Raw genomic sequence first — 26,184 nt, 5'->3', positions numbered from 1 at the left:
CGCATGGCCCGCTATACACCGCCCGAACAGAGCAAGGCCGGACAGGTTTTCGATATCGCCGTCGTCGTGGTCGCGATTTTCGTCGCGCTGTGGCTGCCGCTGAAACTAGGCCTGGCAGGGGCGGCAAAATCCATCGACGCGCTCGACGCCAAGACATGGGAAGCGCTTGGCCAGAACCCGACCATGGCCTCGATCTGGGAAAAGCTCGGCTACACGCCGGAAACCGCGCACGACATCATTCAGAACCGGTTCCACTACATCATCGACTGGCCGACGCTTATCATCATGGCCGCGGTGCTGATCGGCTATTTCATCTTTCTGTTCCGCGCATCGGACCGCGAATACCGCGACGTCATCGACGAAAAATTCGGCGACAAATAGATAGGGAAGCATCGTCATGTGGGTGGCACTCTCTTACGCATGCTGGGGCATCTCGATCGTGCTCGCGCTGTGGATGCTCTACGACTGGTTCAAGATCGACACGACCTATTCCGAAGAGATGCTGACCTCGTCCAGGGAAGGCGAGCTTGAAGCCGTGTCCGAAAAACACCGGATCTGAGTGGGGGATTGAACGATGACGATCACGGCTGAACCAGCGGTGCAAGTGCAAGGCGACAGGGTTTCACTGCTCAGGGTGCTCGGCCCCGCCCATGTCTGGGCGCTCGGTGTCGGCATCGTTCTGGTCGGCGAATTCACCGGCTGGAATTTCGCGGCGGACAAGGGCGGCGCGCTGGCGGCGCTGATCGTCTGCTGGATCGTCGGACTGCTCTACACATCGGTCGCGATGATCGATTCCGAAGTCACCTCGACGGTTGCCGCCGCCGGCGGCCAATATGCGCAGGCCAAGCACATTGTCGGGCCGCTGATGGCCTTCAACGTCGCGCTTTTCCTGGTCTTTGCCTATACCATGCTCGAAGTGTCGGACGCGATCCTGCTCGGCGACACCATTGTCGCCAAGGCCGGCGTCGAGGGACTCAACCACAATTCCTTCATCGCCGCGACCATCGTGGTGCTGGCATGGCTGAACTATCGCGGCGTGCTGATGACGCTCAACGTCAATTTCGTCATCACCGCGATAGCCTATGTCTCGATCGTCATCCTGTTCTTCTCGGTCAGTCCGTGGACGCAAGGCGCCGTGCTGAAGCTAAACGAGTTGGTCACCCCCGGCAACGCCCTGCCCTATGGCTGGATCGGCGTCATCGCCGCGTTCCAGTTCGGCATCTGGTACTATCTCGGCATCGAGGGCACCACGCAGGCCGCCGAGGAAGTACGCTCGCCGGCGCGCTCGCTGCCTTACGGCACGATGGCCGGCATGATCACGCTTCTGATCGCGGCCGCGATGACCTGGTATGTCTGCGCCTCGCTGATGCCCTGGGAATATCTCGGCATCACCTATTATCCGCTGTGGGACGCAGGCAAACTGACCGGCAGTGCGCTGCTGGAGAACCTGTTGTTCATCGCGACGCTGCTTGCGGCACTTGCTTCCGCCAATGGCTGCATCAACGACGCCGCGCGCGCCTGGTTTTCGCTTGGCCGCGACCGCTATCTGCCGACGTGGTTCTCGGCGGTGCATCCGAAATACCGCACGCCCTATCGCTCGATCCTGTTCCTGCTGCCGATCGCGCTCGCCTTTGCCTTCATCGCCGACCTCAACCAGGCGATCACCTTCTCGATCCTGTCGGGCGTGCTGCAGTACACCTTCATGAGCATCAACATCATCATGTTCAGGAAGAAGTGGCCGCTCGGCTCGATCCGCCGCGGCTACACCCATCCCTTCCATCCGCTGCCGGCGATCGTATTGTTCTGCCTTTGCGTGGTGACCTTCTTTGCGATCTTCCTCGGCTTTGGCTCGCAGCTGATCGCCATGGTCGCCTTCTACTTCCTGATTTCGCTGTGGTTCCACTTCTACCGCTACAAATTCGTGCGCCGCGGTGCCCAGTTCACCATGCCGTGGCCGAAACCACAGGGGTACTGACGGCGCGCCCGGTCTGGGCAGGCATTTGCGTGACGAGGTGCGTTAGGTGATCTCAGCATTGCTCGCCGGGGCGGTTGCCCTGGCTCTCGTCCTCCACATAGCCTGGCTTGCGCGCGCCAGCCGCGCCAAGGCTTCGACTGCGCTTGCCGCCGACGAAGCCGACGTCCGCGCCGTCATCCCCGACGCGGCCAACGTCTCGGACGGCACCACCGGCGTCGTCACCTTCGCCGGCTCGTGGAACGGCCGGCGGGTGCAGGTGCGGACCATCGTCGACACGCTGGCGATAAGGAAGCTGCCGGCGCGCTGGCTGAGCGTTTCGATCACCGAAAAGGTCGTGATACCAGGCACTTTCGACATGATGATGCGGCCGGGATCGCCGACGACTTTTTCCAATTTCGATCATCTCGTCCATACACTGCCGAAGGCCGCCGGATTTCCAGCCGAGGCGGTGCTGCGGAGCGACCGCAAGGGCGTGCGCTTCCCCGAAGCCGTCATAGCCGATCACCTCGATATCTTTGTCGAGGAGCGCGCCAAGGAACTGCTGATCACACCGAACGGCGTGCGCATCGTCTGGCTGCTGGCCGAGGCCGAGCGGGCGCGCTACGGCGTATTCCGGCAAGCCGAATTCGGCACGGTCAGGCTCGATCCGGGGCTGATCGAGAGGCTGCTGTCGTCGGCTTCGGCGCTGCGCGATGCCATCAATCAAAGCGAACGGCAGGCGGCATGACCAGCCAGATCACCACCTCCCCCGCACCACCGAGCCCCTATCTGGTTCTGGGCGCTGCGATCGTCTTGCCGGCGAGCGGGCATGTCGTGCTCGGCGTGCCGGTGCGCGGCCTGCAATTCCTGTTCTTCATTGTGGTCCTGGCCTGGGTCACCGCCAAGATCGCGCCGCCCGATGCCAGCTTCATCGGCCGCCATGCCGGCGGCGTCCTGATCTATGCCCTGTCGATCCTGGATGCCTACAAGATCGCCCGCATCCGCTATGCCAAATGGGTTCACAATGGCGGCCAGCGCAGCGATAGTGCGGCCGACGGTGCCTCAGCCGACATATAACGACAGGAAAATTTTTTTCATACCAATTGAATTCCCGGGACTCATTCGATACATCTCGGAGGAACAAACTCGCGGAGCCTGACATGTGCGGAATCGTCGGACTGTTTCTGAAGGACAAGTCGCTCGAGCCCCAGCTTGGCGCGATGCTGTCGGAGATGCTGATCTCGCTCAGCGATCGCGGTCCCGACAGCGCCGGCATCGCCATCTATGGCGCGCCCTCCAGTGAAGCCAAGATCACCATCCAGTCGGCCAAGCCGGAGCGCGATTTCCGCGGCCTCGACGCCGAACTCGCCAAGGCAATCGGCGCGCCGGTGAGCATTGCTGCGAAGTCGACGCATGCCGTGGTCCGGACGATGCCTGCCAAGATCGACGGAGCCCGCGAGGCGATCCAGACGCTGCGCCCCGACATCCGCATCATGGGCGCCGGCGACGTCGTCGAGATCTACAAGGAAGTCGGCTTGCCGGAAGCGGTCGTCGACCGTTTCGGCGTCCGCGAGATGACCGGCACACACGGCATCGGCCATACCCGCATGGCGACCGAATCGGCGGTGACGACGATGGGCGCGCATCCGTTCTCGACCGGCGCCGACCAGTGCCTGGTGCATAATGGCTCGCTGTCCAACCACAACAATGTCCGCCGCGAGCTGATCCGTGAAGGCATGACATTCGAGACCGAGAACGACACCGAGGTCGCCGCCGCCTATCTCTCCTCGCAGATGGCGCATGGCAAGAATCTGGGCGAGGCGCTGGAAGGCACGCTGAGCGATCTCGACGGCTTTTTCACCTTCGTCGTCGGCACCAAGAACGGCTTCGGCGTGGTGCGCGATCCGATCGCCTGCAAGCCCGCCGTAATGGCCGAAACCGACCAGTATGTCGCCTTCGGCTCGGAATATCGTGCGCTCACCAAACTGCCCGGCATAGACAATGCGAAAGTCTGGGAACCCGAGCCCGCAACTGTCTATTTCTGGGAGCATTGAGCTGATGCCGGCAATCAACCTCTCCAAGGCGGCACGTGAGCCGGGCCAGGCATCGCGGGTCTTCGACCTGGCCGAAATGTCGCTGCGCGAGCTCAACCAGGCGCTGCACGATCTGGCGCCCGGTTCGAACGAGACCGCCTGGGAGGTGCTCCACCCGCGAGGCAGCCATTCGGTCGCCGTCGGCGTCGACCAGCCGGTCGCCATCGATGTGCGCGGCAGCGTCGGCTATTATTGCGGCGGCATGAACGACGGCGGCACCATCACCGTGCATGGCTCGGCCGGGCCCGGCGTCGGCGAGAACATGATGTCCGGCCAGATCGTCGTCAAAGGCGATGCCAGCCAGTATGCCGGCGCCACCGGCCGCGGCGGGCTGCTGGTCATCGAAGGCAACGCGTCATCGCGCTGCGGCATTTCGATGAAAGGCATCGACATCGTCGTCCATGGCAATATCGGCCACATGTCGGCCTTCATGGCGCAGTCCGGCAATCTGGTGGTGCTGGGCGATGCCGGCGATGCGCTCGGCGATTCCATCTACGAGGCGCGGCTTTTCGTGCGCGGCAAGGTCGAAAGCCTCGGCGCCGACTGCATCGCCAAGGAGATGCGGCCCGAGCATCTCGAATTGCTGCAAGGCTTGCTCGACCGCGCCGGCGTGACCGGCGTCAAGGCGGCGGAGTTCAAGCGTTATGGCTCGGCTCGTACCCTCTACAATTTCAATATCGACAACGCCGACGCGTATTGAGGCTCAATGACCTATCGCAATCCGCCGACGACACCGCGCAAATCCGCGACCTTCGACGACTACACGCTTTCCGAGATCCGTCGCGCCGCGGCGACCGGCATCTACGATATCCGCGGCGCCGGCGCCAAGCGCAAGCTGCCGCATTTCGATGACCTTCTGTTCCTCGGTGCTTCGATCTCGCGCTATCCGCTCGAAGGCTATCGCGAGCGCTGCGACACCAGCGTCGTGCTCGGCTCGCGCTATGCAAAAAAACCGATCGAATTGAAAATCCCGATCACCATTGCCGGCATGAGCTTTGGCTCGCTGTCCGGGCCGGCGAAGGAAGCGCTCGGCCGCGGCGCGACGCTGTCCGGCACCTCGACGACGACCGGCGATGGCGGCATGACCGAGGAAGAGCGCGGCCATTCGAAGACACTGGTCTACCAGTATCTGCCGTCGCGCTATGGCATGAACCCGCGCGATCTGCGCCGTGCCGACGCGATCGAGGTTGTCGTCGGCCAGGGCGCCAAGCCAGGCGGCGGCGGCATGCTGCTCGGCCAGAAGATCTCCGACCGCGTCGCCGAAATGCGCACGCTGCCGAAAGGCATCGACCAGCGCTCGGCCTCGCGCCACCCCGACTGGACCGGGCCGGACGATCTCGAGATCAAGATCCTGGAACTGCGCGAAATCACCGACTGGGAAAAGCCGATCTACGTCAAGGTCGGCGGCGCCCGGCCCTATTACGACACCGCGCTTGCGGTGAAGGCAGGCGCCGACGTCGTCGTCGTCGACGGCATGCAGGGCGGCACCGCGGCAACCCAGGAAGTGTTCATCGAGAACGTCGGCCAGCCGACGCTTGCCTGCATCAGGCCGGCGGTGCAGGCGCTGCAGGACCTCGGCATGCACCGCAAGGTGCAGCTGATCGTCTCGGGCGGCATACGCAACGGCGCCGACGTCGCCAAGGCGCTGGCGCTCGGCGTCGACGCGGTGTCGATCGGCACGGCAGCGCTTGTCGCGCTCGGTGACAATGATCCGCGCTGGGAGGCGGAATACAACGAGCTCGGCACCACCGCCGGTGCCTATGACGACTGGCATGAGGGACGCGACCCGGCCGGCATCACCACGCAGGATCCCGAGCTAATGAAACGGGTCGATCCGATTGCGGCCGGACGACGGCTGGCGAATTATCTTAAGGTTATGACACTTGAGGCTCAGACAATCGCCCGCGCCTGCGGCAAGAACAGCCTGCACAATCTCGAGCCCGAGGATCTTGTGGCCTTGACGATCGAAGCCGCAGCCATGGCCGGCGTGCCGCTGGCCGGCACCAATTGGATACCGGGCAAGAACGGCTTCTAAAACAAACTAAATGCCAGTAAGCGGGGAACTATAATGGGGAACGATCTCGCCGCCTTCGCCAAGGAGAAGGGCGTCAAATATTTCATGATATCCTACACCGACCTGTTCGGTGGGCAACGCGCCAAGCTGGTGCCGGCGCAGGCGATCGCCGACATGCAGCGGGACGGTGCCGGCTTTGCCGGCTTTGCCACCTGGCTCGACCTGACGCCGGCGCATCCCGACATGCTGGCGGTGCCGGATCCGGCCTCGGTGATCCAGTTGCCTTGGAAGCCGGAGGTCGCCTGGGTCGCCGCCAACTGCATCATGGACGACAAATCGGTCGAGCAGGCGCCGCGCAACACGCTGAAGCGGTTGATCGCTGAGGCCGCTGGCGACGGCATGCACATCAAGACCGGCGTCGAGGCCGAATTCTTCCTGATCTCGCCGGATGGCAAGACGATTTCCGACGAATATGATACGGCGTCGAAGCCCTGCTACGACCAGCAGGCGGTGATGCGCCGCTACGATGTGATCGCCGAGATCTGCGACCACATGCTGGCGCTCGGCTGGGGCGCCTACCAGAACGACCACGAGGACGCCAACGGCCAGTTCGAGATGAACTGGGCCTTCGACGATGCGCTGGCGACCGCCGACAAACATTCCTTCTTCAAATTCATGGTGAAATCGGTCGCCGAAAAGCACGGCCTGCGCGCAACCTTCATGCCGAAGCCCTTCCAGGGCCTGACCGGCAATGGCTGCCATGCGCATATCTCGGTGTGGGACAAAGACGGCAAGACCAATGTCTTTGCCGACAATGCGATGGAGCTCGGCCTGTCGGCAAGGGGCCGGAATTTCCTCGGCGGCATCATGAAACATGCTTCCGCCCTTGCCGCGATCACCAACCCGACGGTCAATTCCTACAAGCGCATCAACGCACCGCGCACCATCTCCGGCGCTACCTGGGCGCCGAACACGGTGACCTGGACCGGCAACAACCGCACCCACATGGTGCGCGTGCCTGGTCCCGGCCGGTTCGAGCTGCGCCTGCCCGACGGCGCGGCAAACCCCTATCTGCTGCAGGCCGTCATCATCGCCGCCGGCCTTGACGGTGTCCGCTCGAAGGCCGATCCCGGCCGGCGCTACGACATCGACATGTACCAGTTCGGCCATACGGTGGAGGGCGCGCCGAAGCTGCCGCTCAACCTGCTCGACGCGTTGCGCGAGTTCGACAACGACAAATCGCTCAAGGCGGCGCTGGGTGAGGAATTCTCGTCGGCCTATCTAAAGCTCAAGCAGCAGGAATGGAATTCCTATGCTTCCCACTTCACCCAGTGGGAGCGCGACCACACGCTCGACATCTGATCCGGAATTGTTGCACGCCCGGCGCGAAACAGGTTCATGAAATACTCGATCTTCTCCCTCGCCCGGGCGGCATTTTCCGGCCATAAGAACTGGCAGCGCACCTGGCGCGACGCCACCCCGAAGAGCCACTACGACGTGGTGATCATCGGCGGCGGCGGCCATGGCCTGGCGACGGCATGGTTCCTCGCCAGCGAATACGGCATCAGAAATGTCGCCGTGCTGGAAAAAGGCTGGATCGGCTCCGGCAATGCCGGCCGCAACACCACCATCATCCGTTCCAATTACGGGCTGCCCGGCAATACAGGGTTCTACGAGCTTTCGATGAAGCTTTGGGAGCGCATGGAGCAGGACCTCAACTACAACACCATGGTCAGCCAGCGCGGCGTCATCAACCTCTACCATTCCGACGCGCAGCGCGACGCCTATGCGCGGCGCGGCAACACAATGCGCATCAACGGCATCGATGCCGAACTGCTCGACCTCGCCGCAGTCAGGAAGATGATGCCGTTCCTGAACTTCGACAACGCACGTTTCCCGGTGCAGGGCGGCCTCTTGCAGCGACGCGGCGGCACGGCAAGGCACGACGCCGTGGTCTGGGGCTATGCGCATGCGGCGAGCGCGCTCGGCGTCGACATCATCCAGAATTGCGAGGTGACCGGCTTTGTTCGCGACGGCAGCGGCAAGGTGACCGGCGTCGAGACATCGCGCGGCAGGATCGGTGCCGCCAAGGTCGGCATGGCGGTCGCCGGCTCCTCGTCGCGCGTCGCGGCGATGGCCGGCATGCGGCTGCCGATCGAAAGTCATGTGCTGCAGGCCTTCGTCTCCGAGGCGATCAAGCCGCTGATCCCCAATGTCATGACCTTCGGCGCCGGCCATTTCTACGTCAGCCAGTCCGACAAGGGCGGGCTGGTCTTCGGCGGCGATATAGACGGCTACAATTCCTACGCCCAGCGCGGAAATCTGCCTGTCATGGAAGACGTCTGCGAAGGCGGCATGGCGCTGATGCCGATGATCGGCCGGATACGGCTTCTGCGTCAGTGGGGCGGCATCATGGACATGTCGATGGACGGCTCGCCGATCATCGACAAGACACCGGTCGACGGGCTCTATCTCAACGCCGGCTGGTGCTATGGCGGCTTCAAGGCGACGCCCGGCTCCGGCCTGGTCTTTGCCCATCTGCTGGCGCGCGACGAGCCGCACAAGGAGGCTACCCGCTTCCGCCTCGACCGCTTCCGGCGAGGTGCCATGATCGACGAAAAGGGCCAGGGCGCCCAACCGAACCTGCATTGAAGGCTGGCTGAAGAAGCATGCGCATTGTCTGTCCCTTCTGCGGCGAACGCGAACTCGGCGAGTTCACCTATCTGGGCGACGCCAAGCCGGCGCGTCCGGCGGCCGGCGCCACCGAAGACGAGGTCTTCGACTATGTCTACCTGCGTGACAACATCGCCGGGCCGATGAGCGAATACTGGTACCATGGCGGCGGCTGCCGGGCCTGGCTGAAGGTCGCCCGCAATACGCTTACGCATGAGATTTCCTCCGTCGAGCCGGCGGCCGGCGTTGGTGCGAAGCAGGCTGCAAGATGAATTCTGTCCAGGTCAGCGCTCATCAGGCCACAGCGACGGAAGGCGGGCGATCGTGACCTCCAGCCAGCCCTATCGTCTCGTATCAGGCGGTCTCATCGATCGCGCCGCGCCACTGGGCTTCCGCTTCGACGGCAAGAGCTTTGCCGGCTTCCAAGGCGACACGCTGGCCTCGGCGCTGATCGCCAATGGCGTCAAGCTGGTCGGCCGCTCGTTCAAATACCATCGCCCACGCGGCATCCTGACCGCTGGTTCGGAGGAGCCCAACGCGCTGGTCGAACTGCGCAGCGGAGCGCGACGCGAGCCCAACACCAAGGCGACCACGGCCGAGCTTTATGACGGTCTGGAAGCGGCCAGCCAGAACCGCTGGCCGTCGCTGCGCCATGATCTGATGGCGGTCAACCAGCTGTTTGCGCCGATCTTCGTCGCCGGCTTTTACTACAAGACCTTCATGTGGCCGGCGAAATTCTGGGAAGCGGTCTACGAGCCGGCGATCCGCCGCGCCGCCGGCCTCGGTCGCGCTGCAGGCGTCGCCGATCCCGACCATTACGACAAGGCGTGGGCGCATTGCGACGTGCTGATTGCCGGGTCCGGCCCGGCCGGGCTGGCTGCGGCACTGGCGGCCGGGCGCGGCGGCGCCCGCGTCATCCTGTGCGAGGAAGATTTCGCGCTTGGCGGCCGCCTGCTCGCCGACGGCGGCATGGTCGACGGCGAGCCGGCAGCCGAATGGATTTCACGCACGCTGGCCGAACTCGCCGCACTGCCCGATGTCCGCATCATGAACCGCACGACGCTGTTCGGCGTCTATGATGGCGGCACCTATGTCGCGATCGAGCGGGTCAACGACCACCTGCCCTCGCCGCCCGAGCACCAGGTGCGCCAGCGGCTGTGGCGGATCGTAGCCAAGCGCTGCGTCGTTGCCGCCGGCGCCATCGAGCGGCCGATCGTCTTTGCCGGCAACGACACGCCCGGCGTGATGGTGGCTTCGGCAATGCGGACCTATGTCGCGCGCTACGCAGTTACCCCTGCAAAGAGGATCGCGCTGTTCACCAATAATGAGGATGGCTGGCGCACGGTCGAGACCGCGCTTGCCGCCGGGTTGCAGGTCGCGGCGGTCATCGATGCGCGCCCGGATGTCTCCGCCGCGCATCGCGCGCTTGCCGCAAAGACCGGCTTTGCCGTGCTCAACGGCTCGGTCAGCGGGGTCGAAGGCGGCAAGGACGGTGTCCGGACGATCGCGGTATCGCTCACCGGCGGCGCGCGCGCCGAGGTCGAGGCCGATGGGCTTGCCGTGTCCGGCGGCTGGAATCCGGCGGTCGGGCTGACTTCCTATCATCGCGGCCGGCCGAAATGGCAGGACGATATCGCAGCCTTCGTGCCGGATGGTGCGCCGCCCGGCATGGTGGCCGCCGGCGCCGCCAACGGCGCCTTCGGCCTAGGCGACTGCCTGCGCCAGGGCTTTGCCGCCGGATCCGCAGCAGCACAAAGCGCCGGCCGCGGCGGCAATGCCGGCACGCCGCCGGTCGGCGACGAAGAAGCCTTTTCACTGACCCCGCTCTGGCACGTCGCCGGCAAGGGCAAGGCCTTTGTCGACTACCAGCACGATGTCACCGCGTCCGACATCGAACTGGCGCAGCGCGAAGGTTTTGAATCGGTCGAGCATCTCAAGCGCTACACGACGCTCGGCATGGCCACCGACCAGGGCAAGACCTCGAATGTCGCCGGCCTCGCCATCATGGCTGCGTTGTCAGGCAAGTCCATTCCCGAAACCGGCACGACGATCTACCGCCCGCCCTATGTGCCGGTCGCCATCGGCGCCTTCGCCGGCCATCATCGCGACGAAAACTTCCACGCGACACGACTGACGCCGTCGCATCACTGGGCAGCCGAACAGGGCGCGGTGTTCGTCGACACCGGCCTGTGGAAGCGGGCGCAATGGTATCCGCGCGCCGGCGAAAAGGACTGGCTGGAATCGGTGACGCGCGAGGTCAAGGCGGTGCGCTCAGGCGTCGGCTTCTGCGACGTCTCGACGCTCGGCAAGATCGACGTGCACGGCCCGGATGCCGGCGCTTTCCTCGACCGCGTCTACATCAACACTTTCTCCAATCTTGCCGTCGGAAAAGCCCGCTACGGGCTGATGCTGCGCGAGGACGGCATCGTCTATGACGACGGCACGACGTCGCGGCTCGCCGAGGACCATTATTTCCTGACCACCACCACCGCCAAGGCCGGGCTGGTGATGCAGCATCTCGAATTCTGCCGGCAGGTGCTGTTCCCGGAATTCGACGTGCAGTTGACCTCGGTTTCCGACCAGTGGGCGCAATTCTCGATCGCCGGGCCGAGCGCGCGGGAGTTGCTGAAACAGGTCCTTGATGAATCCGAGGATTTGTCGAACGAAGGTTTCCCGTTCATGGGGGCGCGGGAAGTTGCGTTGCACGGTGGCATCAGAGCGCGGCTGTTCCGCATCTCCTTCTCCGGCGAAATGGCGTTCGAGATTTCGGTTCCCGCGCGCTATGGCGACGCGCTGGTGCGCAATTTGATGCTGGCCGGCAAGCCATTCGGGGTTACGCCCTACGGCACCGAGGCGCTCGGCGTCATGCGCATCGAAAAGGGCCATGTCGCCGGACCGGAGTTGAACGGCACGACGACCGCCGCCGACCTCGGCCTCGGCAAGATGATGTCGACCAAGAAAGACTTCATCGGCCGCGTCATGGCCGGGCGCGAGGCGCTGGTCGCGCCGAACCGCCAGGTCGTCGTCGGCATAAAGCCGGTCGACAAGACGCGCCGCCTGCGTTCCGGCGCGCATATTATCCCGAAGGGCGAGACGCCCGGTCCCGACAATGACCAGGGCTATGTCACCTCGGTCTGCTTTTCGCCGATGCTCGACCAGTGGATCGGGCTTGGGCTGGTCGAGCGCGGCCGCGAGCGCATCGGCGAGATCGTCCATGCGCACGATCCGCTGCGCGGCAAAGATTACGATGTCGAGCTCTGCAGTCCTGTCTTCTACGATCCGGATGGAGGGCGCCAGCGTGGCTGAGTTTTCCTGGATTGCCCGCAGTCCGCTGGAGAAAGCGCTTGTTGTCGGCGGCTACGGCGCGCGCGGCACGGCGGCCGGCGTATCGCTCACGGAGATCCGCAATTTCGACCTGATCCAGGTGATGGCGCGGCGCGGCAAAGCGGCAGAACTGGCGAAGGCTGCCGAAACCCGCTTCGGCGTTGCCGCTCCGAATGCGCCCAAAGCGGTCCGAGTTCCCGACGCCACGCTGATCTGGTCGGGACCGGATCAGTTCCTCGTCTTGTCGAAGGGCGGCATTCACGCGATGGAGAAGCTGAGCCAGGCGTTCTCGCAGTCCGCCTCGCTTTCCGATCAGTCGCATGCGCGCGCCTTGATCAGCGTCTCGGGAGCCAAGGCGCGCTCGATGTTGGCGAAATTGTTGTCGCTAGACCTGCACCCGGCGGCGTTCCCGGCCGGCACCGCGGCGGCGACCGCGGTCGATCACACCAGCATCAATCTCTGGCGTGGCAATGACCGGCCGGATGGGCAGGCGGTGTTCAATCTTCTGGTATTTGCGACGTTTGCCGAAAGCCTGTGGCATACGATGCTCGATGCGGCCGCGGAGTATGGCGTCGATATCGGGCATTCCGAGGAATTGGCATAGCCTTGGCGCGTCTTCCCTTCTCCCCTTGTTGTGGGAGAAGGTGGATCGGCGCGCAGCGCCGAGACGGATGAGGGGTGTTCCAGCGGAGTGAGAGGCTGGCGTTCCCTGGAACACCCCTCATCCGTCGCCTTCGGCGACGCCTTCTCTTCCACAAGGGGAGAAGGGGAGCTTGTGCCACCTCCACCTTGCCAAACCCGATCCCCCTGCTATTCTTCCCGCTAAAATAATTTCACGCACAGGCAAACTTGTTTCTCGAAACTAGGGTTGAGATGAGCCAGTCGCCCTACCCCGCCGTCGTCGCCGGACCGCCGCGGCCGAGCCTGATCCTGCGGCCAGGCCAGATCGCGCTGCCGGCCGGGATGGAGCGCTACACCGTCCACGGCAACGGCGCGGTGCTGATCGAGGTCGAGGCCGGCGATACGATCAGCGTGCGCAATGTCGAGGGCGGGCAGGCTTGCGAGCTGCTGGCATGGGACAGCAGCGGCGCGACCGATCCCGGCATTCTCGGAGAGCAATCGAACAGCAATGCCGCCGGCATCAAGGCGATGCTGGCCGAGGGCGACGATAGCCTCGCTTCCTTCCGCCGAGGCCTCGAGCGCCGCGAGGTGCAGCTCGATCAGGCAAAGGCGGTTCGCGTTTTCGGCGGCGCCACCCCTGCCGGTACCGAACAGGCTTTTGCCGTCGCCCGCGACGGTTCAATGCTGATTGCCGCGCCCGGCGGGCCGATGCTGGTCGACGGCCACGATACCGCGACGCCGCTTAGCATCGTCGTCCGGCGCGCCACCATCCGCCCGGCGGCGAAATCCAGGCTCGCCGACCCGCTGGCCGATCCCGTGCTCGATCTGCGCGTCCATTCGGCGACGGCGGAGGCCTACTTCGTCAAGGCGGGCGACTATCTGCAGATCATTGATGTCGACGGGCGCCAATGCACGGATTTCCAGTGCTTTTCGGCGCGCAAGCTGGACAAGGGCCGGGATCATCCGCTCGACGTGACGACGACGCGCACGCTGATGGGCTCGAGCTATCCGATGCCCGGCCTGCATTCGAAATACTACGACCAGGACATGGAGCCGCTGGTCGAGGTGGTGCAGGACACTTGCGACCGGCACGACGCGTTCGCGCTCGCCTGCGCTGCCAAATATTACGACGACATCGGCTATCCCGGCCATCCCAACTGCTCGGAGAATTTCAACCGCGCGCTGGCCGACAAGGGCGTCACGCCCCGCGCCGGCTGGATGGCGATCAACTTCTTCTTCAACACGGCGATCGACGCGCATGGCGTCGTGGTTTCGGACGAGCCGTGGTCGCGACCGGGCGACTATGTGCTGCTGCGCGCCTTGACCGACATCGTCTGCGTCTCGTCCGCCTGCCCCGACGACACCACGCCGGCCAATGGCTGGGACCTGACCGACATCCATGTGCGAACCTATTCCGGCCAGCACAAATTCTCGCGAGCGATCGCCAGACGCATGACGCCCGATTCGGAACCGAAAATGACCCGCGAGACCGCCTTTCATTCGAGCTTTGCCAAGCACACCCGCAACTTCGTCGAGTACAAGGGTTATTGGCTGGCCAATTCCTTTGCCAGGCAAGGCCCGATCGACGAATACTGGGCCTGCCGGCAGGACGCCGTGATCATGGACCTGTCGCCGCTGCGCAAGTTCGAGGTCACCGGCCCGGATTCGGAAGCGCTGCTGCAATACACGCTGACCCGCGACATCAAGAAGCTCGGCGTCGGTCAGGTGGTCTACTCCGCCATGTGCTACGAGCACGGCGGCATGATCGACGACGGCACGCTGCTTCGGCTCGGCAAGGATAATTTCCGCTGGGTTGGCGGCGACGATCTATCCGGCGAATGGCTGCGGGAAACGGCGCAAAAACTCGGCCTCAGCGTGCTGGTGCGCTCGTCGACCGACCAGATGCACAATGTCGCCGTGCAGGGACCGAAAAGCCGCGACATCCTGCGGCAGATCGTCTGGACCTCGCCGCTGCAGCCGTCGATCGACGAGCTTGAATGGTTCCGTTTCGCGGTCGCCCGCATCGGCGGCGGCAATGGCATTCCCGTCATTGTCTCGCGCACCGGCTACACCGGCGAGCTCGGCTACGAGATCTGGTGCCACCCGCGCGACGCCGACAAGGTCTTCGACGCGATCTGGCAGGCCGGCCAGCCGCACGGCCTGAAGCCGATGGGGCTGCAGGCGCTCGATATGGTGCGCATCGAGGCCGGGCTGATCTTTGCCGGTTACGAATTTTCCGACCAAACAGATCCGTTCGAGGCCGGCATCGGCTTCACCGTACCGCTGAAGACCAAGAGCGACGATTTCATCGGCCGCGAGGCGCTGATCCGGCGCAAGGAAAATCCGCAGAGGAAGCTGGTCGGCCTCGACATCGACGCCAATGTCGCCGTCGGCCACGGCGATTGCGTACATGTCGGCCGCGCCCAGATCGGCGTGGTCACCTCCGGCATGCGCTCGCCGCTGCTAAACAAGACCATCGCGCTGGCCAGGCTCGACGTCGCGCATTCGGCGGTCGGCACCGAGGTCGAGATCGGCAAGCTCGACGGCCACAGCAAGCGGCTGCCGGCGCGCGTTGTCGCCTTTGCCCATTACGACCCGCAAAAGACCAGGCCGCGCTCCTGATCGACGCTGCCCTGGTTCTTCCCTTCTCCGTTGCTGTCGTGGGAGAAGGGAGACCGCACCTGTTGGCAGCGCCAACGAAGCTCGACTGTTTCACAAACGCAATGTGCACAGCGTCACAAAGCGCTTGACGTGAAAGCGCGTTGGGTCAATCTTCACTGCTAAGAAAAAAATACTACTGAGCGGAAAACGCTTGGGGCCGTTCAACGTGAGCGTCGATGACGCCTCGCGAGATTGCGGCTGTTGCCGATGGGAACATCAAAAATGGGGAATCCACGTAAATGAGCACGATAGTCACCACCTTGGTGCCGCCTGCCGAAGGGCAGCTGCACCGGAACATCGATTGGCGCGGCGCCTTCTGGGTCGCAAGCGGCGTTCCGGCCCTTGTCCTGTTTTCGATCGGCGGCATCGCCGGCACTACCGGAACGCTGGCCTTCCTGATCTGGACCGTATCCATGGTCATGGGCTTCCTGCAGTCCTTCACCTATGCGGAAATCGCCGGGCTGTTCCCGAATAAATCCGGCGGCGCCTCGATCTATGGCGCCACCGCATGGCTGCGCTATTCGAAATTCATCGCGCCGCTTTCGGTGTGGTGCAACTGGTTCGCCTGGTCGCCGGTGCTGTCGCTCGGCTGCTCGATCGCCGCCGCCTACATCCTCAACGCACTGGCGCCGGTGCCGCTGTTCACCGACACTTCGCCGGAAGTCGCCGCCTATATCGCGGCCCATGCCGGAACCAGCGCCGCCGACGCCATCACCGCGGTCACCGCGGCGGCGACGCCGGCGATCCGTAACTGGACGCTCTACGGTCACACGCTTGGCCCGGTTTCCTTTACCTTCAACGCCACCTTTTTCCTCGGCGCGGTGCTGATGCTGATCATCTTCTCGATCCAGCACCGCGGCATCCTGGGCACGGCCAACGTGCAGAAATATATCGGCCTGCTGGTCATCATCCCGATGCTGATCGTCGGCGTGGTGCCAATCGTCACCGGCCAGATCGATTGGGCAAATTTCTCGCCGCTGGTGCCGCTCGCGGCAGCCTATGCGCCGGAGCCCGGCGCATGGAATATCGCCGGCTGGACGCTGGTGCTCGGCGGCATGTTCATCGCGGCATGGTCGACCTACGGTTTCGAGACCGCCGTCTGCTACACCTCCGAATTCAAGAACCCCGGCACCGATACCTTCAAGGCGATCTTCTACTCCGGCCTGTTGTGCATGCTGCTGTTCATCCTGGTGCCATTCACCTTTCAGGGCGTGCTCGGCTTGAACGGCATGCTGGCGACGCCGATCGTCGACGGCTCCGGCGTTGCCGATGCGCTGGCCGGCATGGTCGGCGGCGGACAGCTGATCCACAGCCTGCTGGTCATGCTGATGATCCTGGCGCTGGTGCTCTGCATCATGACGGCGATGGCCGGCTCTTCGCGCACGCTCTACCAAGGTTCGGTCGACGGCTGGCTGCCGCGCTACCTCAGCCATGTCAACGAGCATGGCGCACCGACGCGGGCGATGTGGACCGACCTGGTCTTCAACCTGATCGTGCTGGCCATCGCCTCGGCCGACGCGACAAGCTTCTTCTTCATCCTCGCGGTGTCGAATTGCGGCTATATCATCTTCAACTTCCTCAATCTCAATGCCGGCTGGATCCACCGCATCGACAATGGCCACATCGCGCGGCCCTGGAAGGCCCCGAGCTGGCTGCTCGGCCTCGGCGCGATCTTTGCCTACGTCAACGCTGTCTTCATGGGCGCCGGAGCCAAGGTCTGGAACCCGATGGCATTGTGGGCCGGGCTGATCACGGCAGCCTTGATCATCCCGGTGTTCTGTTTCCGGCATTACATCCAGGACAAGGGCAAATTCCCCGACCACATGCTGGCCGATCTCGGCATGAGCTCGTCCGACCTTACAGTGCGAAAGGCGGGGTTGCTGCCCTATCTGACGCTGGTCGCCGGCGTCGCGGTGATGCTGCTCGCCAACTGGCTGTTCGTCATCTGAGGCTTGCCTTGAGGGATCGGGTGCGCGATGCGCCCGATCCCCTGCCGGAACATCGAGACGCCCGGCACGTCGATTATTTGAGGCATAGCCCTATTTTGTTCTTGCTTTGTGCCCGCAGCTATGCTACTAAATTGAGTATGGTGCCAATTGGCTCCAAAGACCCGCCTCCCGAGGCGGGTTTTTCGTTTCTGACCCTGTTGGCGCCAGGCTCAATCGATCTTGATGAACACGCCCTTGGTGTTGAGATATTCGTCGAGGTGTTCGGCGCCACCCTCGCGGCCGTAGCCGCTCATCTTGTAGCCGCCGAAGGGCACGGCCGGATCGATGGCGTGATAGGTGTTGACCCAGACCGAGCCGGCGCGGATCTTGCGCGACAGCTGGTGGGCGGTAGCGAGATTTTGGGTGAAGACCCCTGCAGCCAGGCCGTAAGGCGTGTTGTTGGCCCGCTCGACCGCCTCGTCCAGAGCATCGAACGGCAAGGCTGAAATCACCGGCCCGAAGATCTCCTCACGGGCGATCTTCATGTCGTCCGAGACGCCGGCAAAGACGGTCGGCGCGACGAAATTGCCGGTGGCAAGCGCGCCTTCCACAAGCCGGGTGCCTCCGGTGACGAGTTTCGCCCCTTCCGCAGTGCCGGCCTCAAGGTAACCGGTGACCCGTTGCAACTGCTTTTCGGAGACGAGCGGGCCGATCTCGGTCGCCGGGTCGATGCCGTCGCCGACCCTGAGACCCTTGGCATATGCCGCCAGCCGCTCGACGAACTCGTCATGGACGGCGCGTTCGACAAACAGGCGCGAGCCGGCAATGCAGATCTGGCCGGAATTGGCGAACACCGACATCGCCGCCACCGGTACCGCCTTGTCGAGATCGGCATCGGTGCAGACGATGACCGGCGACTTGCCGCCGAGTTCCAGCGAGACGCGCTTGAGGTTGCCAGCCGAGGCCCGCACGATCGACTGGCCGGTTGCCGTCGAGCCGGTGAAGACGATCTTGTCGACGCCGGTGTGCTCGGCGAGTGCCGCGCCTGCCTCGGCGCCGGTGCCGGTGACGATGTTGACGACGCCTTCCGGGACGCCGGCTTCGTTCATGATGTCGGCGATCAAAAGCGGCGTCAGAGGCGCCTCTTCCGATGGTTTCAGCACGATGGTGCAGCCGGTCGCCAGCGCCGGGCCGATCTTCCAGATCGACGCCGCCGTTGGCGCGTTCCAGGGAATGATGGCGCCGACGACGCCGACCGGCTCCTTGCGGGTGAAAGAGACGATTTCGCCGGGCAGCGAGTTGTCGATGGTCTCGCCGTGCAGCGCCGTCGCCATGCCGGCATAGTAGCGCAGCATGCCGATGACGCGGTTGCGGTTGGCGCGGGTGCGTATGATCGGCATGCCCATGTCGGTGGTGTCGGAGCGGCTGATCTCTTCCCAGTGCTTTTCGAAGAGGTCGGCGATCCTCAGCAGCAGCACCTGCCGCTCATAAGGCTTGAACCGGCTCCATGGCCCCTCGAACGCCTTGCGGGCGGCAGTCACCGCGACGTCGATGTCCTGGCGGTCGGCGCGCGGCACTGTGGCGATGACCGCGCCGGTGGCGGGGTTGCGGCTCTCCATGGTCCGACCGGAGCGGGCATCAACCCAGCCACCGCCGATGAACATCCGGCGATGGCGCCCGTCGATCGGCAGCCGCAGCGCCGCCGCTGTCTGAGGCATGGTCATAACGTCCTCCTCCGGCGCCTACGCCTGGTGGGCGGATTAAACCGCCGGAGGTCACATTTGCCAACAGCGCTATTCGGCCGCCAGGGCCAGTTGCGGCCTTTCGTTCTTTTCTTCCGTCTCGGCCGGCTGCTCCACCACCTTCTTGGGCTCCCTGCCGAAGAACAGCGCATAGGCTGCCGGCAGGACAAGGATGGTCAGCACCGTGGCGACGAGAATGCCGCCCATCATGGCGTAGGCGAGCGGCCCCCAGAAGACGCCGCGCGAGATCGGGATCAGCGCCAGCACCGCCGTCAGCGCCGTCAGCACGATCGGCCGGAACCGGCGCACCGCCGAGCCGATGATGGCCTCGGAACGCTCCACGCCGGCGGCGATGTCCTGGTCGATCTGATCGACCAGGATGATCGAGTTGCGCATGATGATGCCGAGCAGGGCGATGACACCGAGGATGGCGACGAAGCCGAACGGCGCGCCGCTGATCAAAAGTGCCGCGGCCGCGCCGATAATGCCGAGCGGACCGGTCGCCAGCACCAGCATCGCCTTGCCGAAATGCTGCAGCTGGATCATCAGCAGCACGACGATGACGGCCAGCATGATCGGCGCTTTCGCCGCAATCGAGGCCTGGCTTTCGGCCGCATCCTCGGCGCCGCCCTGGATCTCGATCTTGTAGCCGGGGGCGAGGCTGGCGCGCAGGCCCTGCATCTCGCTGTACATTTTCATGGCGACATCGTTCGGCTGCACGCCATCCGGAAGCGTGGCGCGTACACTGATGGTCGGCAAGCGGTCGCGCCGCCATTCGACGCCTTGCTCCAGCACCGGGACGATCTTGGCGACCTGCGACAGCGGCACGGAGCCACCGAAATCGGTCGGTATATAGACGGAGTCGACCGCCGACAGCAGGTGACGGCTTGCCTCCGGCTCACGGGCGACGATCGAAACCGTCTCCTCGCCGTCGCGGAAGTCATCGAGCGGCGCTCCCGACATGGTCGCCTGCAGCATCTGGCGGATGCGCTGCGAGGTGACGCCGAGCGCACGGGCACGATCCTGGTCGATCACCAGCTTCATCGCCGGCACCGGCTCCAGCCAGTCGTCGTGGATGGCGCCGAGCAGCGGATTTGCCTGGAACTTCGCCTTTACCTCGTCGGCAATGCGTCGCACCTCCTGGCGATCGGGACCCATGACGCGCATCTGCACCGGCCAGCCGGTCGGCGGACCGAGGAACAGGCGATCAACCTTGGCGCGGATCGATGGGAAATCCTCAGCCAGGATGGTGCGCAGCTTGACGATCAGCCGCTCGCGGGCCGGTTCGTCATTGGCCATCACCAGAAGCTGGGCGAAGTTCGGGTTGCGAAGCTGCTGGTCGAGCGGCAGGAAGAAGCGCGGCGCGCCTTCGCCGATATAGGTGGCTATGAAGCGCTTGTCCTTGTCGTCCATCATCCTGGCTTCGAGCGCCTTGGCCTGGGTCTCGACTTCCTTGATGCTGGTGCCTTCCGGCAGCCAGAGATCGACGAGGATTTCCGGACGCGACGATTGCGGGAAGAAATTCTGCGGAATGAACTGGAACGCCCACAGGCTGGTGGCAAACGTCATCAGCGTCATCACCAGGACGATGATGCGATGGCGCACCGCCCATGCCACGGTCGAGCGAAGACGGCGGTAGAAGCGCGTGTCGAAGACATCGTGATGGTTGCCGGCGTGCTTGCGCTGCTTCAGGATCATGTGGCCGAGCCACGGCGTGAAATAGACCGCCGCAAACCAGGACACGACCAGCGCGATGCCGACGACGTAAAACAGGGTGCGCACATATTCGCCGGCGGTCGAGGCAGCGAACCCGACGGGAATGAAGCCGGCCGTGGTGATCAGCGTGCCGGTCAGCATCGGGAAAGCGGTCGAGGAGTAGGCGAAGCTCGCCGCCTCGACCTTGACCAAGCCTTCCTCGAGCTTTCGCTCCATCATTTCGACGACGATCATCGCGTCGTCGACCAAGAGGCCAAGGGCGATGATCAGCGCACCGAGCGAAATGCGCTGCAGGTCGATGCCGAGCTCGTACATAATGGCAAACGTAGCCGCCAGGACCAGCGGAATGACGATCGCGATTACCAGGCCCGAACGCCAGCCGATCGACAGGAACGAAACGAAAAGCACGATCAGGAGCGCTTCGCCGAGCGCTTCCATGAATTCGCTCACCGCCTCTTTCACCACGTGCGGCTGGTCGGAAATCTGATCGACCGCAACGCCATAGGGCAGCGCCTCTTCGAAGCGCTTGTAGGTTGCTTCGACGTCCTTGCCGACGTCGGTGACGTTGAAGCCCTTGGCCATGACGACGCCGAGCTGGACGCTGTCGTGACCGTTGAAACGGTATTTGCGCTGGTACGGATCCTCGAGGCCCGAGGTCACGGTGGCGATGTCGCCAAGGCGCGTCACCTGGTTGCCGGCGCGCAGGCGAAGCTCGCGGATGTCGGCCGCCCTGGTGACATCGCCCTCGACCGAAATGCGCACCGAACGCTGGCCGGTGTCGACCGAACCTGCCGGGTCGACATTGTTCTGGCCTCGGATCGCATTCTGCAGGTCGGTCAGCGTCAGGCCGCGTTCGGCAAGCGCCTTGGACGAAACGTCGATGTAGAGTTTTTCCGGCTGGTCGCCGATGATCACGGCCTTCTCGACACCGGGCGTCGTCAGCAACATGTCACGCGCCTGGATGGCGAATTTCTTCAGCTCGGGATAGCTGTAGCCGTCGCCGCTGATCGAATGCAGGGTGATGAAAGTATCGCCGAATTCGTCATTGAAGTAGGGCCCGAGCAGCCCCTGCGGCAGCTCATTGGCGATATCGCCGACCTTCTTGCGCACCTGATAGAAAGCATCGGCGACCTGCGCCGGATTGGTGTCGCCCTTAACCTGCAAGGTGATGATGGCGCTGCCGGCGCGGGTGTAGGAGCGGACAAAATCGAGGTGTGGGGTTTCCTGCAGCTTGCGCTCGATCTTGTTGACGACCTGGTCCTCCATCTCCTTGATCGAGGAGCCTGGCCAGATCGCCTGGACGACCATGACGCGGAAGGTGAAATCGGGGTCTTCCTTCTGGCCCATGCGCATCAGGCCGAGCGCACCGGCGACGATGATCAGCCCGAACAGGAAGCGGGCAATGCTCGGATGGCCGATTGCCCAGCGCGAAAGATTGAAAGACCGCTTTTCATTGGTGTCGATGGTCATCGGCGTCAGTCCGTTTCAATTTGATCAACAGAGCACGCGCTTTCGCATGCCCAAGGAACTTCCGATGTGGGCTTCCGGGCGGCGTGGCTTTCCGAGTTGAGAGATCTACATCGCGGTGGGACGCGAGGATCGACGTGGGGGTTACATCGACCTGAGATCTCGAAAATCGGGGGAGGCCTGCCGCCCGGAAACCGTGAATTGCCTGGCCGTCAGCGCAAGCGCCTTGCAGCGTCATCGGCAGACGCCGACTGTTGCGCTGCATCACCGGTCAGCTTGACTTTCAGATTCTCGGTCATGAACTGCGTGCCGGCGGCGACGACCACGTCACCCGGCTTCAGCCCATCGGCGACACTGACGCCGTCGGGGGTGAAGGCGGCGACCTTGACCGGATGCGCGTGGACGGTCCCGCCATTGCGGTCGACGGTCCAGACGATCGATTGGCTGTCCTTTTGCGCCAACGCGGCTAGCGGGATCGACACCAGCTGCTGCCGGTTGTCCGCCGCGGCTTCGATGGAGGCGGTCATGCCTAGCAGCACGCGAGGATCGTTGGGCAGGCTGACGCGAACGGCAAAGGTGCGCGACTGCGGATCGGCGCTGCCGGCGACTTCGCGGACCTTGCCGTCGAGCGTCAGCGCCTCGTCGGACCAGAAGCCAGCCTTGACGGTCTTGCCCGGCTTGAATTCGGCGATATCGGTTTCCGGAACAGCGATCAGAACTTCCTTCTCGCCGTCGATGGCAACGGTCACCACCGGCGTGCCGGAGCCGACCACCTGGCCGACATCGGCGGCAACGGCGGTGACGATGCCGTTCTTGTCCGCCTTGAGATCGGTATAGCGGACCTGGTTCTGCGCCTGGGCAAGCTGCGAGCGGGCGGAGTCTCGCGTGGCGACCGCCTGATTATAGGTGAGCGTCGCCTGCTCGAGCTGCGACTTCGGCGCGAAATTCTTGGCGTAGAGCTGTTCGGCGCGCTTGCGCGTAAGCTCGACTGTCTCGACCTGACGGTCGGCGGCATCGAGGCTGGCCTGAGCGCTTCTCACCGAAAGCTCGTAGTCGGTGGGATCGATGCGGGCGAGAACGTCGCCCGGCTTGACGCGGTCACCGATGTCGACAAGGCGCTCGGTGATCTTGCCGTTGATGCGAAAACCGAGACTCATCTCGGTGCGGGCACGCACCGATCCGGAATAGGAAAGCTGACGGGTATCACTCGCCTTGGCGATCTCGACCACCTTGACCGGGCGGATGATCTCGGTGACCTCGGCTTTCTCCTGCGAGCAGCCAGCGAGGCCGAGGGTGGCAACGACAAGCAATGCCAGGCCTGCGGCCGGTCGCCCGTTGGTGATGGACTTGGACAAAGACACTTTTCGTACTCCCGAACTGTGGAGATGAATTCTCGGCATCGCCGCCCGACGGGCGGCAACGGTCATTTCTTCAAGGCTCTGATGGCAAAGTCGGCAAGCTCGTCCGGCGTTGCCCGGTTCTTCTTGGCGAGGCACTGGGCCACCATCTGCGGATGACAGAGGCTGATAATGGCAGCGCCGAAACACCGGGAAGCGATCACCGGATCCTGATCGACGAACTCGCCGGTAGCGATGCCCTCGCGGATCACTTCCGCGACCAGTTCATGGATGCTGTCGATGTGCTTTTCGATGACGTGCCAGTCGCGCTCGATGGCGACGATGACCATCTCGTGGACCTTCTCCTGGTCGATCATGGTCTCGAGCGTCCACTGATAGTGCGTACACACGTAGCGGCGGAGCTTTTCGCTGGCGGTGCCGGGGCTATGGCAGGCTTCGTAGGTCAACCGGTAGCAGGTCTCGAGCATACGGCCGCAAACCGCCTGGTGGATTTCCACCTTGGAGGCGAAGAAGCGATAGATGTTGGCGGTCGACATGCCGAGTTCGCGCGCTATGTCGGCGACGTTGGTCTTGCCGTAGCCGTAGTGGCGGAACAATCGCTCCGCGCAATCCAGGATGCGCGTGACATTTTCCTGGCGGGCGGAATCGGCGGTGGCGTCTAGGGTTTCAAGCATCTCGTTGGCCAAAATTTACGACTGACGAATTTAGAATTTCGTCACTCGTAAATTGAAAACCGTCACCTGTCAAGGCACGATTTTGGGCGCTGACGACAGAGGGTGACATCTCTGGACGGAGTTGGCCCATGAAGCGCATGTGGTTCACGCCGGGTGCGCCTGCAACGCCGCCCCGTGTTTTTTGACGCAAAGGAATTTGAAATGATGCTTTCCGAAAAACGGTTCCGTTTCGGATCGGGCGTTAAGGCTGCTTTGTCATCTCCCGCAGCCGGAACTTCTGGATCTTGCCTGTCGAAGTCTTCGGGATCTCCGCGAAGATCACCGCTTTCGGCACTTTGAAGCGGGCGAGCAGCGCGCGGCAGTGCTCGATGATTTCGGCCTCAGTCGCCGCCTTGCCCGGCTTCAGCTCGACATAGGCGACGGGCACCTCGCCCCATTTGTCGTCGGATCGGGCGACAACGCCGCAGGAGGCAACGGCGGGATGCTTGTAGAGTGCCTCCTCGACCTCGATCGAGGAGATGTTCTCGCCGCCGGAGATGATGATGTCCTTGGAACGGTCCTTGAGCTGGATGTAGCCGTCCGGATGCATGACGCCGAGGTCGCCCGAATGGAACCAGCCGCCTGCGAAGGCCTCGTCGCTCGCCTTGCGGTTCTTGAGATAGCCTTTCATGACGATGTTGCCGCGGAACATCACCTCGCCGATGGTCTCGCCGTCGGCCGGCGTCTCTTGCATCGTCTGCGGGTCCATCACCGTCAGGCCTTCGAGCGCGGCGTAGCGCACGCCCTGCCTCGCCTTCTTCGCCGCCCTCGCCCCCTTCTCCAGCCGATCCCACTCGCCATGCCATTCGTTGACGACGGCCGGGCCGTAGGTCTCGGTCAGGCCGTAGAGATGGGTGACGGCAAAGCCCGCATCGGCCATGCCCGACAGCACCGCCTCAGGCGGCGGCGCCGCGGCGGTGTTGAAGGTGACGGTCTGCGGAAACTGCCGCTTGTCCTCGTCCCTGGCGTTGATCAGCACCGACATCACCACCGGCGCGCCACACAGATGGGTGACGCCGTGATCGGCGATGGCGTCGTAGATCGGCTTCGCCCGCACCCAGCGCAGGCAGACATGGGTGCCAGCCTGCACGGCAAGCGTCCAGGGAAAGCACCAGCCGTTGCAATGGAACATCGGCAGCGTCCACAGATAGACCGGGTGCTTGCCCATGCCGGCATGGATGGTGTTGGCATAGGCCATCAGTGCCGCGCCGCGATGGTGACAGACGACGCCCTTCGGATTGCCTGTCGTGCCGGAGGTGTAGTTGAGCGAGATGGCATCCCATTCGTCGTCCGGCATCGACCAGGCGAAATCCTCGTCGCCGTCGGCGACAAACGCCTCATAGTCCAGCGTGCCGATCCGTTCCCCCTTGGGATAGGGCGCATCGGCGGCATAGTCGGGATCGTCGTAATCGATCAGCAACGGCCTGACCTTGGCCAGCGTCAGCGCTTGCCGGACCACGCCGGCGAATTCGCGGTCGACGATCAGCACCTTGCTTTCGGCGTGATCGAGCTGGAAGGCAATGACGGCGGCATCGAGGCGGGTGTTGAGCGAGTGCAGCACCGCCTTGGTCATCGGCACGCCGAAATGCGCTTCCAGCATCGGCGGTGTGTTGGACAGCATGACGGTGACGGTGTCGCCCTTGCCGATGCCGCGCTTAGAAAGGGCCGAGGCAAGCCTCAGCGAGCGTTTCCAGAAATCGCGATAAGTCGAGCGCCGGCGGCCATGAATGATGGCGACCTGGTCGGGAAAGGTTTTTGCCGCCCGCTCGAAATAGGTGAGCGGCGTCAGCGGCTGATGGTTGGCCGGGTTCCTGTCGAGATCCTGTTCGTAGGGATTGCCCATCCCGTCCTCCCCGATGTTCGTCCAGAACTTTAGCTACAGGTTTGCGGTCCGTCACCACCAACGATGCCGCGACAGAC

Annotated in this window: 20 protein-coding genes; 15 read left to right on the top strand and 5 right to left on the bottom strand. The window is 63.8% G+C overall.

Annotated features, from left to right (window positions below):
* Window positions 1-3: 3 nt before the first annotated feature.
* From NKH42_RS04780 to NKH42_RS04710, 15 genes are all read left to right on the top strand, one after another.
* Window positions 4-381: a hypothetical protein gene (locus NKH42_RS04780; RefSeq protein ID WP_023673992.1), complete on the top strand. Its 378-nt coding sequence runs from the start codon at window positions 4-6 to the stop codon at window positions 379-381.
* A 16-nt stretch (window positions 382-397) separates the two neighbouring features.
* Complete coding sequence (locus NKH42_RS04775; protein ID WP_023673991.1) at window positions 398-559, top strand: hypothetical protein; 162 nt, start codon at window positions 398-400, stop codon at window positions 557-559.
* A 15-nt stretch (window positions 560-574) separates the two neighbouring features.
* Window positions 575-1,975: an APC family permease gene (locus tag NKH42_RS04770; RefSeq protein WP_292653875.1), complete on the top strand. Its 1,401-nt coding sequence runs from the start codon at window positions 575-577 to the stop codon at window positions 1,973-1,975.
* 46 nt (window positions 1,976-2,021) lie between these two features.
* On the top strand, window positions 2,022-2,702 hold the full coding sequence (locus tag NKH42_RS04765) for a hypothetical protein (protein ID WP_352751105.1): 681 nt from the start codon (window positions 2,022-2,024) through the stop codon (window positions 2,700-2,702).
* Window positions 2,699-3,031 (top strand): hypothetical protein, encoded by a 333-nt coding sequence (locus NKH42_RS04760; RefSeq protein WP_352751107.1) that lies wholly within the window; start codon window positions 2,699-2,701, stop codon window positions 3,029-3,031. Before NKH42_RS04765 ends, NKH42_RS04760 begins: the two co-directional genes overlap by 4 nt.
* A gap of 83 nt (window positions 3,032-3,114) precedes the next feature.
* On the top strand, window positions 3,115-4,008 hold the full coding sequence (locus NKH42_RS04755; protein WP_352751108.1) for a class II glutamine amidotransferase: 894 nt from the start codon (window positions 3,115-3,117) through the stop codon (window positions 4,006-4,008).
* Window positions 4,009-4,012: 4 nt separating this feature from the next.
* Window positions 4,013-4,747 carry a GltB/FmdC/FwdC-like GXGXG domain-containing protein gene (locus tag NKH42_RS04750; protein ID WP_352751110.1) on the top strand — a complete coding sequence of 245 codons (735 nt, stop codon included), beginning with the start codon at window positions 4,013-4,015 and terminating at the stop codon, window positions 4,745-4,747.
* Window positions 4,748-4,753: 6 nt separating this feature from the next.
* Window positions 4,754-6,082: an FMN-binding glutamate synthase family protein gene (locus NKH42_RS04745; protein WP_254818691.1), complete on the top strand. Its 1,329-nt coding sequence runs from the start codon at window positions 4,754-4,756 to the stop codon at window positions 6,080-6,082.
* A gap of 33 nt (window positions 6,083-6,115) precedes the next feature.
* Window positions 6,116-7,423: a type III glutamate--ammonia ligase gene (gene glnT, locus NKH42_RS04740; protein ID WP_352688712.1), complete on the top strand. Its 1,308-nt coding sequence runs from the start codon at window positions 6,116-6,118 to the stop codon at window positions 7,421-7,423.
* Window positions 7,424-7,459: 36 nt separating this feature from the next.
* The gene (locus NKH42_RS04735) at window positions 7,460-8,713 is read left to right on the top strand and encodes a sarcosine oxidase subunit beta family protein (RefSeq protein ID WP_352688709.1); all 1,254 of its coding nucleotides are present in this window, start codon (window positions 7,460-7,462) and stop codon (window positions 8,711-8,713) included.
* Window positions 8,714-8,730: 17 nt separating this feature from the next.
* Window positions 8,731-9,006 (top strand): sarcosine oxidase subunit delta, encoded by a 276-nt coding sequence (locus NKH42_RS04730; RefSeq protein WP_352688706.1) that lies wholly within the window; start codon window positions 8,731-8,733, stop codon window positions 9,004-9,006.
* A 52-nt stretch (window positions 9,007-9,058) separates the two neighbouring features.
* Complete coding sequence (locus tag NKH42_RS04725; protein WP_352751111.1) at window positions 9,059-12,040, top strand: sarcosine oxidase subunit alpha; 2,982 nt, start codon at window positions 9,059-9,061, stop codon at window positions 12,038-12,040.
* Window positions 12,033-12,662, top strand: a complete 630-nt coding sequence (locus NKH42_RS04720; RefSeq protein WP_352688700.1) for a sarcosine oxidase subunit gamma — start codon at window positions 12,033-12,035, stop codon at window positions 12,660-12,662. The genes NKH42_RS04725 and NKH42_RS04720 overlap by 8 nt, the downstream gene beginning before the upstream one ends.
* Before the next feature lie 269 nt (window positions 12,663-12,931).
* The gene (locus tag NKH42_RS04715; RefSeq protein WP_352973961.1) at window positions 12,932-15,301 is read left to right on the top strand and encodes a trimethylamine N-oxide demethylase; all 2,370 of its coding nucleotides are present in this window, start codon (window positions 12,932-12,934) and stop codon (window positions 15,299-15,301) included.
* A gap of 278 nt (window positions 15,302-15,579) precedes the next feature.
* Window positions 15,580-17,289, top strand: coding sequence for a trimethylamine N-oxide permease (locus tag NKH42_RS04710; RefSeq protein WP_352751113.1), 1,710 nt, complete (start codon window positions 15,580-15,582; stop codon window positions 17,287-17,289).
* A gap of 209 nt (window positions 17,290-17,498) precedes the next feature.
* Here NKH42_RS04710 and NKH42_RS04705 read toward each other — a convergent pair whose 3' ends face one another.
* The 5 genes from NKH42_RS04705 to NKH42_RS04685 form a co-directional block, all read right to left on the bottom strand.
* Window positions 17,499-18,992, bottom strand: coding sequence for an aldehyde dehydrogenase family protein (locus NKH42_RS04705; protein ID WP_352751115.1), 1,494 nt, complete (start codon window positions 18,990-18,992; stop codon window positions 17,499-17,501).
* 69 nt (window positions 18,993-19,061) lie between these two features.
* Window positions 19,062-22,196 (bottom strand): efflux RND transporter permease subunit, encoded by a 3,135-nt coding sequence (locus tag NKH42_RS04700; protein ID WP_352751117.1) that lies wholly within the window; start codon window positions 22,194-22,196, stop codon window positions 19,062-19,064.
* Between the two features lie 209 nt (window positions 22,197-22,405).
* On the bottom strand, window positions 22,406-23,554 hold the full coding sequence (locus NKH42_RS04695; RefSeq protein ID WP_352688685.1) for an efflux RND transporter periplasmic adaptor subunit: 1,149 nt from the start codon (window positions 23,552-23,554) through the stop codon (window positions 22,406-22,408).
* Between the two features lie 62 nt (window positions 23,555-23,616).
* Complete coding sequence (locus NKH42_RS04690; protein WP_352973959.1) at window positions 23,617-24,225, bottom strand: TetR/AcrR family transcriptional regulator; 609 nt, start codon at window positions 24,223-24,225, stop codon at window positions 23,617-23,619.
* Between the two features lie 241 nt (window positions 24,226-24,466).
* Window positions 24,467-26,107 carry an acyl-CoA synthetase gene (locus tag NKH42_RS04685; protein WP_352505319.1) on the bottom strand — a complete coding sequence of 547 codons (1,641 nt, stop codon included), beginning with the start codon at window positions 26,105-26,107 and terminating at the stop codon, window positions 24,467-24,469.
* Window positions 26,108-26,184: the final 77 nt, after the last annotated feature.

Source organism: Mesorhizobium sp. M1142 (genome assembly GCF_040318565.1).
In the GTDB taxonomy this organism is placed as follows: Bacteria; Pseudomonadota; Alphaproteobacteria; order Rhizobiales; family Rhizobiaceae; genus Mesorhizobium.
The sequence above is the reverse complement of the archived record's forward strand: the minus strand, read 5'-3'. Positions and strand labels throughout refer to the sequence as shown.